The sequence below is a fragment of the Pseudomonas sp. LBUM1649 genome, assembly GCF_059716155.1.
Map to the genome: position 1 here is coordinate 4,075,492 of NZ_CP166807.1, position 14,048 is coordinate 4,089,539.

Sequence of the window (14,048 nt, forward strand, 5' to 3'; positions counted from 1 at the left end):
TTCGCTCTATGCTTTGGAGATTGATTTTCCGAGGAAACGCTCATGCGCTTGGAGGGTTCAGCACAGTCATCCTCAAGCATCGATACCTGCGACTCCGTCGCCTCAGGGGACATAGGGGAACAAATCGCGATACCCCGCATCGAGCCGATAGTTTTGGTAGCCCGAGCCGGGGCACCGCAGGCACCCGCCGTGCGCATATTTCTGGGTACCGAACCTGCGCAACACCGCGCCGAGCGTATGTTTGTCTTTGCGCTGGAGCAGGTGCGAAACCCGGATCGCCGTTATGAGATTTACCGGATGACAGGCCTGCCCGGATTCGCCCAGGCGGGCTGGCGTACCGGCTTCACCAATTATCGCTTCGCTATCCCGGACCTGGCGGGGCGCCACGGTCGCGCGATATATAACGACGTCGATCAACTCTACACCGCCGACCCGGCCGCGCTGTTTGACCAACCGATGGGCGAGCACGGCTATTTGGCGCTCTCTCCCAGAGAGACGGCCGTCATGCTCATCGACTGCGAGCGGATGCACCGCTGCTGGAATATGAAAGCAGCCACCACGACCAGCAAAAAAAAGCTGCATGCGCTTGCAGCCGAAATACCCGGTTGCTTCGGGATACTGGATGCCATCTGGCACGCCCGGGATCTGGAATACAAACACGGCGAGTCCCGGTTGTTGCATTACACGACGCTACATCTACAGCCCTGGAGACCGCTGCCCGCGCACTACAGCTATCAGATCCATCCCTACGCCGAAATTTTTCTCAGCCTTGAGGAGGCGGCAGACGCTGCCGGGTATGAGCTCTACTCGGCAGCTCAGCCCAGTCCTCGATTCGTCCACTCCAGTCGGGAAGTCACCACGAAACCGGCGCTCATCCCGGAAGATGTCAAGCTGCTCAGTCGTAAGCTACAGAGTGCGAAGCTCGGGCTGATCGGACCATGGCAACAAACGGAAGCACACGGCCCGGCGGTCAGGCAGTTCGATATTGACCAGCTTCGCCAAGTCGATTTACCCCCTCAGGATTTCATCGCGGCCCATGGCCTTGAAAAGCTGGCTCCGGAAGACCTGCCCTGGGTCATGGATCGCCTGTTCAGTCTGGCCACCCGATTGCTTTATATTCAGGCAAGGCTCAACGGCGATGGTTCGATGATCAGCTCTGTCAGCGGCTGGCGCCGACTCCTGCGGCGCATCGCGCGGCGCTATCCGGATCGTTGTTGGCAGCTCGATTGCGAGGATGAAAAGGGTCGCACGCAGCGCTTCGTCGCTGACTATGCGTTGCGGCTCAAGACGGTCGATAGCCCCAGGGTCTGGGTGCTGCTGAGCAATCATGCAGGCGACAATGCACAGCTGATTGCCATGGCCGACGCGTTGGGCTGGCCTTACGAATGCAAACCTATAACCACACCCCCCCGTCCTTATCTGCTCGACGCCCTGCTGGGCACCAGGTTGCCCAGACGGCCAGTACCGGGCCTGAGCGCGCCCTGGCCAGACATGGTCTTGAGTGCGGGACGGCGTTGCGCCCAGGTTGCCCAATGGATCAAGCATCGCTCCAAGGGCACGACGCAACTGGCGCATGTGGGACGTGCCCAGGTCCCGTTGTGGCGCTTCGACCTGGTCTTGTCGACGCCGCAATATGGGCTTGCCCTGGCGGACAACGTAGTGGACCTCCCTGCCCCGTATATGAACCCGCGCACGCTGGATCAGGCGCAACTGGAGCTATGGCGACAGCGCTTCACTTCACTGCCTCGCCCCTGGATTGCCGTCCTCGTGGGAGCAAGCGCTTCACCCTATTGTATGGACTCGGATGCAGAGGTTCGACTCGGCCGTGAAGCCAATGCTGCGGTCAAAGCCCTGGGTGGCTCTATTCTGTTATCGACCAGTCCGCGCTCATCTGCAACGACCACCGATGCGTTGCTGTCTGCCATTGACATTCCATGCTGGTCGTATCGATTCGGTGAGACGCAAGACAATCCTTATCCTGCATTTCTCGCGCTGGCGGATGGATTTATCGTCACCGGCGACAGCCTTTCAATGCTGACAGAGGCCTGCATGACCGGGCGTCCGGTTGCGGTATTTCCGTTGCCCATCCAACGCAAGGGCAAAGCCCGGCTTCGCCACGCACTGGAGCAACGACTGGGGGTAATTGACCGGACAACGGGGGTACGTGGCACGCCCAAGCAGCAGGAGCGCTTCAGCAGACTCTATTTCAAACTCGTGTCGGGCGGATTGATAAGGCGGGAACGACAATTCGAGCAGGCGCATATCGCACTTGGCGTCATGCCTTTATCACAAGGGCTTATGCAGCCGCCAATGCTTTCTCCACAATTGCTGAAAAGCGCCCGCGAACGAGCCATTAACGCCATTCGCGGCTTGATAATCGGCGACCACCCGCTGTAGCTGGTCACACTGAAAGGTGTGTCCCTCACATCCCTGTTGCCCGTCATGCCCAAAAAACGCTGAGACTGTAATGCCGCAAGCCGGCTTGCTATCCCACACTCAGGGGAAAACCCCCATATATGGGCTGTAATACCCGCTTCGTGCTTAGCGTTTTCCTGACGAAATGGTTGCAAGGTGCACCGCCCAAGCGCGGCATTGCGTAGCTATTGGACACGTCGCCCAGACATCAGATTTTTGGCATGGATGATGCTCTTCATCCAGGGCTTAGTTGAGTAGTTGAAACTACTGGAACTTGGATACGCAGCATACCCAGGAGTATTTCCTATGCTTGCAATCGACGTGTTGTATAAACGCTTTCACCCTGGAAGGGTTGATTCGATTGCACCCACTAAACAATTCAATCTCCTGCGGTGGTTTTCGATCGTCAGCTTCCTTCTTATCAGTGTGATAGCTTTCGGGGTGGGCTCTTGGTCGACAAGATTTTTAGTCGCGGAAAGCCTTGAACGCGATGCACTGATGTCAGCACAGTTCATCCAGACCATAGCAAAAAGTGAGATACGTCATCACGGACTGGCAGGAAAGCAGATCGGGGAGGTACTGGCATTCGCTCAACATGAGACGATGCCAGAAGACAAAAAGCAGGGCGGACAGCCTGTCGGCTCGGGATTCCTGGACTATCTTGCGCATCTCCCAAACTCGCTCTTGATCAACATCTATTCCCCACTTGGAACAGTGGTCTGGTCAACCAATGGGAAGTTGGTTGGTCAATTTTTTTTCAATGACGAGCTTGAAGAGGCATTCAGTTCCAAAGAACGGATATCCACTAAGTACAGCAATGTCGATGCAGACCGCAGCGAGCAGAAATTCTTGCACCCGCCGAAAAAGTTCTTCATCGAAAGTTACATCCCTCTTGTCGATGACCAGGGAAACATTCTGGCGGTGGTTGAAATCTACAGGGAGCCAGTCGACCTGATTGAACGCCTCGACCACGGGCACTGGATAATCTGGCTGTCCACCATGGGCGGTCTGCTTGTTTATTTCGGGATTTACTGGATTGCTCGACGAACATCGATTCAGTTGGCGTCACGAGAGGCTCAAGTCGTTGCCAACAAGACCTACGTTGGCTTGGGCGAAATATCCACTGCCGTCGCCCATAGCCTTCGCAACCCACTTGCCTGTATCCGTTCAAGCGCAGAATTGGCAAATGACATGGAGGGCCAGCCTGCAAAGAAGCAGATCGACGATATTGTCGGTCAGGTGGATCGGATGTCGCGATGGGTGCAGGAATTGCTCCTGTGTCTGGGCCCGATCCGCGGAGAGGCAGAACGGGTGGATCCGATGGAGATAGTACAGGCCACCCTCAACAGCTTCAGCGCGCAACTGAGTCAATCAAAAATCCAGGTCGAGTTCAAAAATGAACCCACGCCTCGGATAATCAGCAATCCGCTTTTGCTCTCGCAGATTTTAAGAAGCGTCATTGCCAATGCCATAGAGGCGATGCCGACCGCAGGAAAACTGAACATCCAGGCTAGCGTGGATGAAGCCCATCAGTGGCTGAATCTCACCATTGGCGACACCGGCGGTGGATCTTCACGGCAACAGGAAATGATGGCCTGCAAATCTTTCTACACCACCAGACAAGGCAGGCTGGGGATTGGATTTATCATGGTGAAGCAGATCATGGAAAGCTTCGGCGGCGAAGCGAGTCTGACAATTCATGAAAAACAGGGAACCTCCATGCACTTGAGATTCAGGGTTCAGGACAGGAGAGCCAACGCACTGCCCTAGACGGTTGCTCTTGTCACTGCACACCGCTCCTCCAGCAATCGCACAAACATGGTCAAACTCTGCGACACCGTCCCCCTGCGCCATACCAGCCAGGTGCGCAGATAGCGGAAGGACTCCGACAACGGCCAGACGCTGACCGTGCTGCATCCGGGCATGCTCTGCAGCATGCTGCGCGGCATCAGGGCCAGGCCGGCGCCGGCGCTGACGCAGGCGAGCATGCCGTGATAGGACTCCATTTCGAAGATCTTGCCCGGCACTGCCGAGTCCTTGGCGAACCAGCTTTCGAAGTGGTGGCGGTAGGAGCAATTGGAGCGGAAGGCATAGATGTTTTCGCCGTTCACGTCCTGCGCGCGATGGATCGGGCTGTGGTTGAGCGGTGCAATAAGCACCATTTCTTCTTCGAATGCCGGTACGCCCTCCAGCGCCGGGTGCAGCACCGTGCCATCGACAAAAGCGGCGGTCAGGCGGCCTGCCAAAACCCCGTCGATCATGGTCCCGGAAGGTCCGGTGGACAGGTCCAGCTCGACCTTGGCGTACTGCTGGTTATAGGCCGCCAACAGCTGGGGAATCCGCACCGCTGCGGTGCTCTCCAGCGACCCCAAGGGAAATGTGCCCTGGGGTTCTTCACCCGCCACCGTGGCGCGGGCCTCCTGGACAAGGTCGAGAATCCGTCGGGCGTAGTCGAGGAAACTCCAGCCGGCCGGCGACAAGCGCAGGCGGCTTTTTTCTCGGATGAACAGGTCGACGCCCAGATCCTGCTCCAGTTGCTTGATCCGCGTGGTCAGGTTCGAGGGCACCCGATGGATGTGCTGCGCGGCCACGCTGATGCTGCCGTGCTCGGCGACAGCCTTGAAAATCTCGAGCTGTACCAAGTCCAATTCATTTTCCAAACGTGAACAAGACGCTCATTATTATTCAGTTTCAAGAAAACATACAGCACCGTAACCTGAGCGCATTCCTACCCCGCAGGACGGTGCCATGACCAACGTTTCCAGCCTTACCCACGCCATTTCGATCAACCCGGCGACCGGTGAACAGATCGGCCACTACCCTTTCGAATCCGCAGCGGCATTGCAGGCTGCCCTGTCGCGTTCCGCCAGCGGGTTCCGTGCCTGGCGCCGCGAACCGGTCGCACGACGCGCGCAGCGCTTGATTGCCCTTGGCCAGGCATTGCGCGACAACGCAGAAGCCATGGCTACCATGATCACCCTTGAAATGGGCAAGCCGATCGCTCAGGCCCACGGTGAAATTGAAAAATGTGCGCAGCTCTGCGCGTGGTATGCCGACCACGGTCCGGCCATGTTGAGCGCTGAACCCACTCTGGTCGAAGGCGGCAAGGCGCGCATCGAATATCGCCCGCTGGGCCCGATTCTCGCGGTCATGCCGTGGAACTTCCCGATCTGGCAAGTACTGCGCGGTGCGGTCCCGACGCTGCTTGCCGGCAATACCTTCGTGCTCAAGCACGCGCCAAATGTAATGGGTAGCGCCTACCTGCTGCTGGATACCTTCAAGCAGGCGGGCTTTGCCGAAGGCGTCTTCGAGGTCATCAACGTCACGCCGGACGGTGTTTCCACGGCGATCGCCGACCCACGCATCGCCGCTGTCACCCTGACCGGCAGTGTGCGAGCCGGCATGGCCATCGGCGCTCAGGCCGGCGCGGCGCTGAAGAAGTGCGTCCTGGAACTGGGCGGTTCCGATCCGTTCATTGTGCTCAATGATGCCAACCTCGACGACGCCGTCAAAGCGGCCGTGATCGGTCGTTATCAGAACACCGGGCAAGTCTGTGCGGCGGCCAAGCGGTTGATCGTCGAGCAAGGCATTGCCCTGGAATTCACTCGGCGGTTTGTCGACGCCACGCGCAAACTGGTGGTCGGCGATCCACTGTCCGTCGAGACGTACATCGGCCCGATGGCCCGCTTTGATCTGCGCGATGAACTGGATCAACAGGTGCGCGACACCCTGGAGGAAGGCGCGACCTTGTTGCTCGGCGGCAAGAAAGCCCAAGGCTCGGGCAACTTCTATGAGCCTACGGTCCTGGCCGGTGTCACTGACCAGATGACTTCATTCAAACAGGAGCTGTTTGGCCCAGTCGCTTCGATCATTACCGCTCGCGATGCAGAGCATGCGCTGGAACTGGCGAACGACAGTGAATTCGGTCTGGCTGCCACCGTCTACACCGGCAATGTCGAGCAGGCCCAGCAGATGGCCAGTGAACTGGAAACCGGCGGGGTCTTCATCAATGGCTACTGCGCAAGCGACCCGCGCGTGACGTTCGGCGGCGTGAAGAAAAGCGGATTCGGTCGTGAGCTGTCGCATTTCGGTGTTCGCGAATTCTGCAATGCACAGACGGTGTGGCTGGATCGCCACTGATCGAATCTGCGCAATTAATCCAATGTGGGAGCGAGCCTTGTGGTGAGGGGATTTATCCCCGTTGGGTCGCGAAGCGACCCAGAAAATGGGACTGCTGCGCAGTCCAACGGGGATAAATCCCCTCGCCACAAGGCTCGCTCCTACTAAGTACTAGCCTCAGGCGTTGCAGTCCCAGGCACGGTCGCCGTGCTCGTCCTTGACGCGGGTTGGCAGGCCCATCACGTCCAGCGCCTTGAGGAACGGCTCTGCTGGCAGCTCCTCGACGTTGACCATACGCTGCACGTCCCACTCGCCGCGGGCTACCAGCAGGGCTGCAGCCACCGGTGGTACACCGGCGGTATAGGAAATGCCCTGGCTGTCGGTTTCGGCAAAGGCTTCCTCGTGGTCCGCAACGTTGTAGATGAACACTTCCCGCGGCTGGCCATCCTTGGTGCCCTTGACCAGGTCACCGATGCAGGTCTTGCCGGTGTAGCCAGGGGCCAGCGAGCTCGGATCGGGCAGCACCGCCTTGACCACTTTGAGCGGCACGACTTCCAGGCCTTCGGCGGTCTTGACCGGTTGCTCGGAGAGCAGGCCGAGGTTCTTGAGGACGGTGAACACATTGATGTAGTGCTCGCCGAAGCTCATCCAGAAACGTACGTTGGGCACGCCGAGGTTCTTCGACAGCGAGTGCACTTCATCGTGACCGGTCAGGTACAGGTTCTGCGAACCGACTACCGGCAGGTCGTCCGTACGCTTGACTTCGAACATTGTATTGCTGGTCCACTGGCTGTCCTGCCAGCTCCACACCTGCCCGGTGAACTCGCGGAAATTGATTTCCGGATCGAAATTGGTGGCGAAATATTTGCCATGGGAACCGGCATTGACGTCGAGAATGTCGATCGAATCAATGTTGTCGAAATACTGTTGTTTGGCCAGTGCCGCATAGGCATTGACCACACCCGGGTCGAAGCCCACGCCGAGGATGGCGGTGACGTTCTTCTGCTGGCATTCCTCGAGGTGCTTCCACTCGTAGTTGCCATACCAGGGCGGCGTTTCGCAGATCTTGCCCGGCTCTTCGTGAATGGCGGTATCCAGGTAGGCCGCGCCAGTATCGATGCAGGCACGCAGCACCGACATGTTGAGGAAGGCGGAACCGACGTTGATGACGATCTGCGATTCGGTTTCGCGAATCAGCGTCTTGGTCGCCTCGACGTCCAGGGCATTGAGGGTGAATGCCTTGATTTCAGCGGGCTGTTTGAGGCTGCCCTTGGCCTTGACGCTGTCGATGATGGCCTGGCATTTGGAGATGTTGCGCGACGCGATAGCAATACGACCGAGTTCGTCGTTGTGCTGCGCGCACTTGTGGGCCACCACCTTGGCGACACCTCCTGCACCAATGATAAGTACGTTCTTCTTCAATTTTTCTCTCTCTCCTTCTCAGCCAGCTTACGAGAGGCTGGACATATAGTCGTTGTAACCGAACTCACGAACCACCTCGACACTACCGTCGAGTTGTTTCACTACGATGGACGGCATTTTAAGGCCGTTGAACCAGTTCTTCTTGACCATGGTGTAGCCCGCTGCGTCGACGAACGACAGGCGGTCGCCGATGGCCAGCGGACGATCGAACTGGTACTCACCGAAAATGTCTCCGGCCAGGCAGGATTTTCCGCACACCATGTAGGTGTGCTCACCCTCGCTCGGGGCCAGCTTGGCGTTCAGGCGGTAGATCAGCAGGTCGAGCATGTGGGCTTCGATGGAGCTGTCCACGACCGCCAGGTGCTTGCCGTTATAGAGGGTGTCAAGCACGGTGACTTCCAGCGACGCACTCTGGGTGATGGCCGCTTCGCCTGGTTCCAGGTAAACCTGCACACCGTACTTCTGCGAGAAGGCCTTGAGGCGCGCGCAGAACTCATCCAGCGCGTAGCCTTCACCGGTGAAGTGAATGCCGCCACCGAGGCTGACCCACTTGACCTTGTGCAGCAGATGGCCGAAACGCTCTTCGATGGTGCATAGCATTTCGTCGAACAGGCCGAAGTCGCCGTTCTCGCAGTTGTTGTGGAACATGAAGCCTGTGATCTGCTCGATGACCTGCTCGATCTTCACCGGGTCCCACTCGCCCAGGCGGCTGAACGGCCGTGCCGGGTCGGCCAGCAGGTAATCGGAGCTGCTCACCTGCGGGTTGACGCGCAGACCACAGACCTTGCCTGCAGAAGCTTCAGTGTAGCGCTGCAATTGGCCGATGGAGTTGAAGATGATCTTGTCGCAGTTGTCGAGCATCTCCTCGATTTCGTCATCGGCCCATGCAACGCTATAGGCGTGAGTCTCGCCAGCGAACTTCTGCCGACCAAGCTTGAGCTCGTAGAGCGACGATGACGTGGTGCCATCCATGTACTGCTGCATCAGGTCGAACACCGACCAGGTGGCGAAGCACTTGAGTGCCAGCAGGGCCTTGGCCCCGGACTGCTCACGCACGTAGGCAATCTTTTCCATGTTGCCCAGCAGCTTTTGCTTATCGATGAGGTAGTACGGCGTTTTGATCATTTCGAGGCCTCCGGCAAGGCCAGCCAAAAAAAGGATGCGCATTGTGCCCGCACTGGCCACATATCGAAAGAGCAGAAGTGCAGTTCGTCGGACAGGGATCCGCGCGGCAACCCCGAAAAGTCGCACTGACAGGCGACAAAAAGATGACGCCAAGGCCAAATGCCATCTTTTTTGCGTTCTTGCCGACGACCGGTCTAACACCGTACCAAAACCGACTATTGTTGTTAGTGACAGGTCCGTCACGGACCGTCAGTGCGCTGATGGAGTTCTCATGAATAGGACCAGTCTTGCTGCTGTTGTCACTTCCCTCCTCGCGGGCGTCGCCCCCCCAATCACTTGCGCAGCGCCTTCCGAAGACCCTGTTTTTGCCGTCGGCTTGTTGGGAAGTTATAGCGAGCTGGAGTTCACAGGCCGTAGCCCCACCAGCACAGAGCATATCCCCGAAGCGGGCGTGTTCCTGAACTTCGGCAACAAGATGACTGCCCGGGCCGGCCTCGTGTATCAGGCAGAGATCACCGGGCAGTACTCCGAAGAAAAACATCAGCGCGTCACCGATGGCCAGGCCGACCTCGACCTTGGCTGGAGGATGGCCCTGGATGCCGATAATTTTTTAGACGTTTTGATCGGAGCAGGCTACAAGTGGAACCGTTATGACCCGGATTTTAACCGGTACGACATCAATCTCACCAATCGCACTCCCTTCGCAAAAGTGGCAGCCGGCTACAACCACGCATTCAGCAGTTCAACCTTGCGCCTGGAAGCAGGGGTTCGCCAGGTTATCGACGGCGACTCGCAGTTGGAAATCCACGACTTGGGCAGCCAGGAGCTGGACCTTAAGGACACCACCAATCCTTACGTCGAACTGAGCTGGCTGTTCAACCAGCAAGGGTCGATTCCCTTGATTGCCAGCCTTTATTTCAACCGTTACGAGTATGAGCTGGACGGTCAGTTTCAGTTTACCGGATTCGACAAACAGACCAGAGACGAGTACGGCGTAAAGCTTGGCATCGTGTTTTAAGCCGACCCAGGTCTTGCCCATTACCTTTCGTCGCAAATGAAATCGCTTCGGGTAAATCCCGACCTTCTCTGGCGTGGGGATTGCACCGGCCCGCGTTAGCCGTCGCGAACGACATAAAACTGACGCGACGGCCATCCAATCAACACTAAAGGACTCCAGCAATACGCTTGGTCAGTCACCGGAGATGTAACGTGTCAACTCTCAACGAAATCGCAGCGAACCACGCGAGAATGGCTAAGGCAAAGGAACAAGAGTCGACCGGACTGAGCGAGCGACAACTGCATATTGTAGGAAGCTTCGAAATTCCCACCCCCGTCGAGCAACCGCATGTCCCTCTGCATCTGGTTGCCGCAGCCCAGGACAACAACCTCGCTCAGGTATCGGCCTTCGTCGCCTGAGTGCACTCGACGGCAGAAACCACCCACGGCCATTTTTGCTGGATTCTTTTGGCGTACATATCCATTGCTGCGGTAACGGCCACCTATGGTTTCGCCCTTACGGCGACTCACTTTTCCAAACGCCGAAAAGTAAGCAAAAGGCTTTGCCCCACCACTCGGTGCCTCGCCTAGGCTCGGCATGCCGTAACGAAGGCATTGCTCCGTGGGTCGCCGCGATGGGCCATCCTTGGCCCATCGCGGCTAAACCGGCGTCCTGCCGGTTTAGCCACTGCGCAATGCCTGCGTTCGGCCATCGTGGTTCAACGGGGCGCCCAAATCTAAAGCCAAAGCGAGGCGGCCTGACAGCCGACCTGATTTCAAGTGAGCACGTTCCCCTGTAGATACTCTGTTCACGGTCAAGCTTTCGCGAGATGTTTTTTGCTAAAAAGCTTGGCCGTATTAAATTCTTCTCCAGAGCGCATGCATGCCCATAACCCGGTTAGGTATTTGCGCATGACCGCGCCGATGGCCTGCATTTTCTTCTTGCCGCGCGCTACCAGTGCCTCGTAGAAGGCCTTCACATTCTCATCACAACGGATTGCCGTCATCGCCGGCATGAACATCGCTGCACGCAAGTAAGCATTACCGCACTTGGACATTCGTCCTGGCCGGTTCACGCTGGTGCCTGACTGGGTCAGTCTGACATCCAGGCCTGCATAGCGGCTTACCTGTGCCGATTTAAGCGTCACTGGAAGGGTCGTCAGCTCAGCCAGTGCGGCGATGGCCGAGGCCTCTCCAACGCCGGGCGCCGCCATCATGCAGCGAAATTGCAGGCTCAGATCAGGGCATTTGGCGATGGCGTCGCGCGCAGCCTGTTTTAATCGATCGATTCGAGCGTCCAACGCGCTTATCGCGTCTTTCTCATCCTCGATCAGCAGTGCGATGCTCGTTTCTGTCGCTTGTAGCGCATGCAGCTCGTTCTTGGCTCGCGTCCGATGGCCAATCAGTCGGTTGATGTGGCGACCAATCGCACGCAGCATCATCTGTTCCGCAGTGGGCGGGACCCACAGCCTAGGCCCCATACGCTCGCCGTATTCGGCCAGCAGTTGGGCATCGATCTGGTCAGTCTTGCTGTTTTGCAACATCAGCTTGGCAAAGTTGTGGAAGCTTTTGGGGTTGATCACCGAGACCGGCAAGCCGGCGGCGTGCAATTCCATCGCAAGATCCAGGTAGTAAATACCGGTAGCCTCCATGACAACGCTCAGCGGCTTGAGACGTAGCAGCTTTTCCACAGCGGCCTTGCGACCTTTGGGCGTGTGCAGAATGTCTCCATTGCCTGCTGCTTTGCCGTTCTGCCGCCATCCCATGGCTGAACTGCGAGCACTGATATCTATGCCGACATGCGCATTCATTGCTTTTCACTTCCTTGGCTTTAGGTAAGATTGCACCTGGTTCCCCCGACCTCGAACTTCATGCCACTGCAACCTTGTAATGCGAAGTCCGACTTGTCGGCTTCTCGATACTCTTCGTGGTGGGCAATGAGGCGGGGGGGCCTCTCTACAGACAAGGTCAGGAGCAAATCCTGCCTTCAGGAGCGATCGGCCTCCCCCAGAAACGTACTTGCTGTTGAATGAATCCTTGAGCGTAACCTCTCTCATGGAATCAAGGTCAACATACAAGGAGCGAGCTTGCTCGCGATGGACGTCAACGATAACGCGCCCTGTCTGGATGCTGAAGATCTACATCTACGGCTATCTCAACCGCATCCAGTCGAGCCGGCGCCTTGAGCGCGAGGCGCAGCGCAACGAAGCGCTGTCCCCGCTGAAACGGGCCGACCGGCTTACCACCCTGCAGTTCGCTTGGAGCTACAAGAGCGCTTCAGGTTTTAATAAGCTGGCCAACACCGGTCGGCACTACGTGCCGACGATGTTTTCATCTGTTTTTACACACTCTGGGCCAAGGATGGCCCATCGCGGCGGGCTCTGTAGGAGCGAGCATGCTCGCGAAAAACCTGAGAGCACCGCGGGGTGTCAGGCTCCCCGCGTCATCGTTGACCTCCATCGCGAGCATGCTCGCTCCTACAGGCTCTTCCAAGTGACTCGCCGTAAGGGCCATCCCTTTCAAGGTCTTTTGACTTTTGCGGCCTTGAGCACCCGATCCGTCGACACATGGGCATGCACTGCCTTACCTTCAAGCCACTCCTTGGGCTTGGGCACCTTTGGGCCACGTATGCTTTTGGCGACCTGTTTGGGTTTGATATTCCTGGCCAGCGCCAACAGGCGCTGTGCCGGAGTTTCTGAGGTCGATTGAAGTGATAAGTAATCTGAAGGCAACGCGATCTGCATGCCCTCATAACCGCTACGCACTTGCACGGTCAGGTGGAAGATCGAAGCCTCCCATCCCTCTGGCTGCGTTTGGCGATGAGCCTGCTCAACGCTGCGCTTAAGCACTGACAACACGTTGTAGGCCAACACCGCCGAAGCAAACCCGAGCAGGGCCGCCTTGGGGTTGCTCAAGGTTGCGATTTCACTGTCCAGCACCGATTCCAGGCGTTGGAACATCCCTTCGATACTCCAGCGACGACGGTACAAGTCGGCTATTTGCTCAGCGCTGATGGTCTCAGGCAAGTTGCTCCAGAACAACAACGTGGTGTCGCCTGATTCGGTAGCTTTTTGCAGGTTCAGCTCGACACGCCGCCACTGACGTCCACCTTTCACTTCGATGATTTGCTCACGCACGCTTCCCGTCGCGACCGCGACAGGTTCCTGCCAGTCGCCTTCCTGAAGCAGGCGCGGATGCTTACTCGGCTCACGAACAATGAATGCAGCCCCGGCGTCTTCACAGGCCTCCATGACCGGGAGCGTGCAGTAGAGTCGATCCGCCATCCACAACTGGCCCGCACTGGCGTTTTCCAGCAACGGCAGCACACCGACGCGCTCACTGGCATAAGCATCTTCACAGGGTTGGAGATCGACGACCTGGTCCAGATCAGGGTCGTAAACCACGACCGAAAAACCAGGCCGGGCGGCACCTCGTTCACGGCGCAAAGCACCCAGACGTTTTTCACTGGAAGGCAGGTGGTTGCCGTCAACGACCCGCAGTTGCCAGCCGGGCAAAATGGCAGAACAGCCCAACTCCTCAATCGTCGGAGTCAGGCGCTGCGCACTGCCGCTCACCAAGGCGCGCAGCAGCGCGGGCTCTGTGCGGCTGACCTTGTCGTAAAGCGCCGCCAAGCTGACGGGCAGATCATCCATCTGCCGTGCAGCGGCATGCAGCGAAGGCCGCAACCCCAGTGAAACAAGGGACATCAGCTCAACGATGGTCGAAAACAAAAGCTCACGCGGGTACTGGCGTTGACGGTGTTCTTCGAACACCTGATCGACCCACTCAGCTGCAATGGCCTGCTCCAACACCAATTTGGCCATGACACTGGCCGGTGCTTTTTTCTCGAACCGCGCTAAAACCTCTGCCCACATCGTCTCGTCTTCCTGACCGGAGTTTTTGGAGGATTTTAACAAAGACCTTGAAAGGGATGGCCGTAAGGGCGAAACCATAGGTGGCCGTTACCGCAG

The 14,048-nt window shown here is 57.7% G+C and carries 10 protein-coding genes and 1 pseudogene; 6 read left to right on the forward strand and 5 right to left on the reverse strand.

Going from position 1 to position 14,048, the window contains the following annotated elements; genetic code table 11:
- Nucleotides 1-189: 189 nt before the first annotated feature.
- Together ACA058_RS18760 and ACA058_RS18765 are read left to right on the forward strand one after the other, a co-directional pair.
- A complete protein-coding gene (locus ACA058_RS18760) occupies nucleotides 190-2,397 on the forward strand; it encodes an ELM1/GtrOC1 family putative glycosyltransferase (protein ID WP_497635367.1) in 2,208 nt (735 codons plus the stop codon).
- Between the two features lie 324 nt (nucleotides 2,398-2,721).
- Nucleotides 2,722-4,185, forward strand: a complete 1,464-nt coding sequence (locus ACA058_RS18765) for a sensor histidine kinase (RefSeq protein ID WP_497635368.1) — start codon at nucleotides 2,722-2,724, stop codon at nucleotides 4,183-4,185.
- On the opposite strand, the gene ptrR is transcribed toward ACA058_RS18765, so the two are convergent.
- On the reverse strand, nucleotides 4,182-5,063 hold the full coding sequence (ptrR, locus tag ACA058_RS18770; protein ID WP_497635369.1) for a putrescine utilization regulator PtrR: 882 nt from the start codon (nucleotides 5,061-5,063) through the stop codon (nucleotides 4,182-4,184). The genes ACA058_RS18765 and ptrR overlap by 4 nt on opposite strands.
- Before the next feature lie 100 nt (nucleotides 5,064-5,163).
- Here ptrR and ACA058_RS18775 point away from each other — a divergent pair, with 100 nt between their 5' ends.
- The gene (locus ACA058_RS18775) at nucleotides 5,164-6,555 is read left to right on the forward strand and encodes an aldehyde dehydrogenase family protein (protein ID WP_497635370.1); all 1,392 of its coding nucleotides are present in this window, start codon (nucleotides 5,164-5,166) and stop codon (nucleotides 6,553-6,555) included.
- A gap of 156 nt (nucleotides 6,556-6,711) precedes the next feature.
- Here the strand turns inward: ACA058_RS18775 and ACA058_RS18780 are convergent, their stop codons facing one another.
- Together ACA058_RS18780 and nspC are read right to left on the reverse strand one after the other, a co-directional pair.
- Nucleotides 6,712-7,956: a saccharopine dehydrogenase family protein gene (locus tag ACA058_RS18780; RefSeq protein WP_497635371.1), complete on the reverse strand. Its 1,245-nt coding sequence runs from the start codon at nucleotides 7,954-7,956 to the stop codon at nucleotides 6,712-6,714.
- 27 nt (nucleotides 7,957-7,983) lie between these two features.
- Nucleotides 7,984-9,081, reverse strand: coding sequence for a carboxynorspermidine decarboxylase (gene nspC, locus ACA058_RS18785; RefSeq protein WP_497635372.1), 1,098 nt, complete (start codon nucleotides 9,079-9,081; stop codon nucleotides 7,984-7,986).
- 271 nt (nucleotides 9,082-9,352) lie between these two features.
- Here nspC and ACA058_RS18790 point away from each other — a divergent pair, with 271 nt between their 5' ends.
- Entirely contained in the window at nucleotides 9,353-10,099 is a 747-nt protein-coding gene (locus ACA058_RS18790) for a hypothetical protein (protein WP_497635373.1), read from the forward strand.
- Nucleotides 10,100-10,290: 191 nt separating this feature from the next.
- Nucleotides 10,291-10,497 (forward strand): hypothetical protein, encoded by a 207-nt coding sequence (locus ACA058_RS18795; protein WP_497635374.1) that lies wholly within the window; start codon nucleotides 10,291-10,293, stop codon nucleotides 10,495-10,497.
- 395 nt (nucleotides 10,498-10,892) lie between these two features.
- Here the strand turns inward: ACA058_RS18795 and ACA058_RS18800 are convergent, their stop codons facing one another.
- A complete protein-coding gene (locus tag ACA058_RS18800) occupies nucleotides 10,893-11,888 on the reverse strand; it encodes an IS110 family RNA-guided transposase (protein ID WP_497634894.1) in 996 nt (331 codons plus the stop codon).
- 307 nt (nucleotides 11,889-12,195) lie between these two features.
- On the opposite strand from ACA058_RS18800, the pseudogene ACA058_RS18805 reads away from it, so the two are divergent.
- Nucleotides 12,196-12,291 (forward strand): annotated as a pseudogene (locus ACA058_RS18805) (transposase); the annotation flags it as partial.
- Nucleotides 12,292-12,596: 305 nt separating this feature from the next.
- Here ACA058_RS18805 and ACA058_RS18810 read toward each other — a convergent pair.
- The gene (locus tag ACA058_RS18810) at nucleotides 12,597-13,901 is read right to left on the reverse strand and encodes an IS4 family transposase (RefSeq protein WP_497639904.1); all 1,305 of its coding nucleotides are present in this window, start codon (nucleotides 13,899-13,901) and stop codon (nucleotides 12,597-12,599) included.
- Between the last annotated feature and the right edge of the window lie 147 nt (nucleotides 13,902-14,048).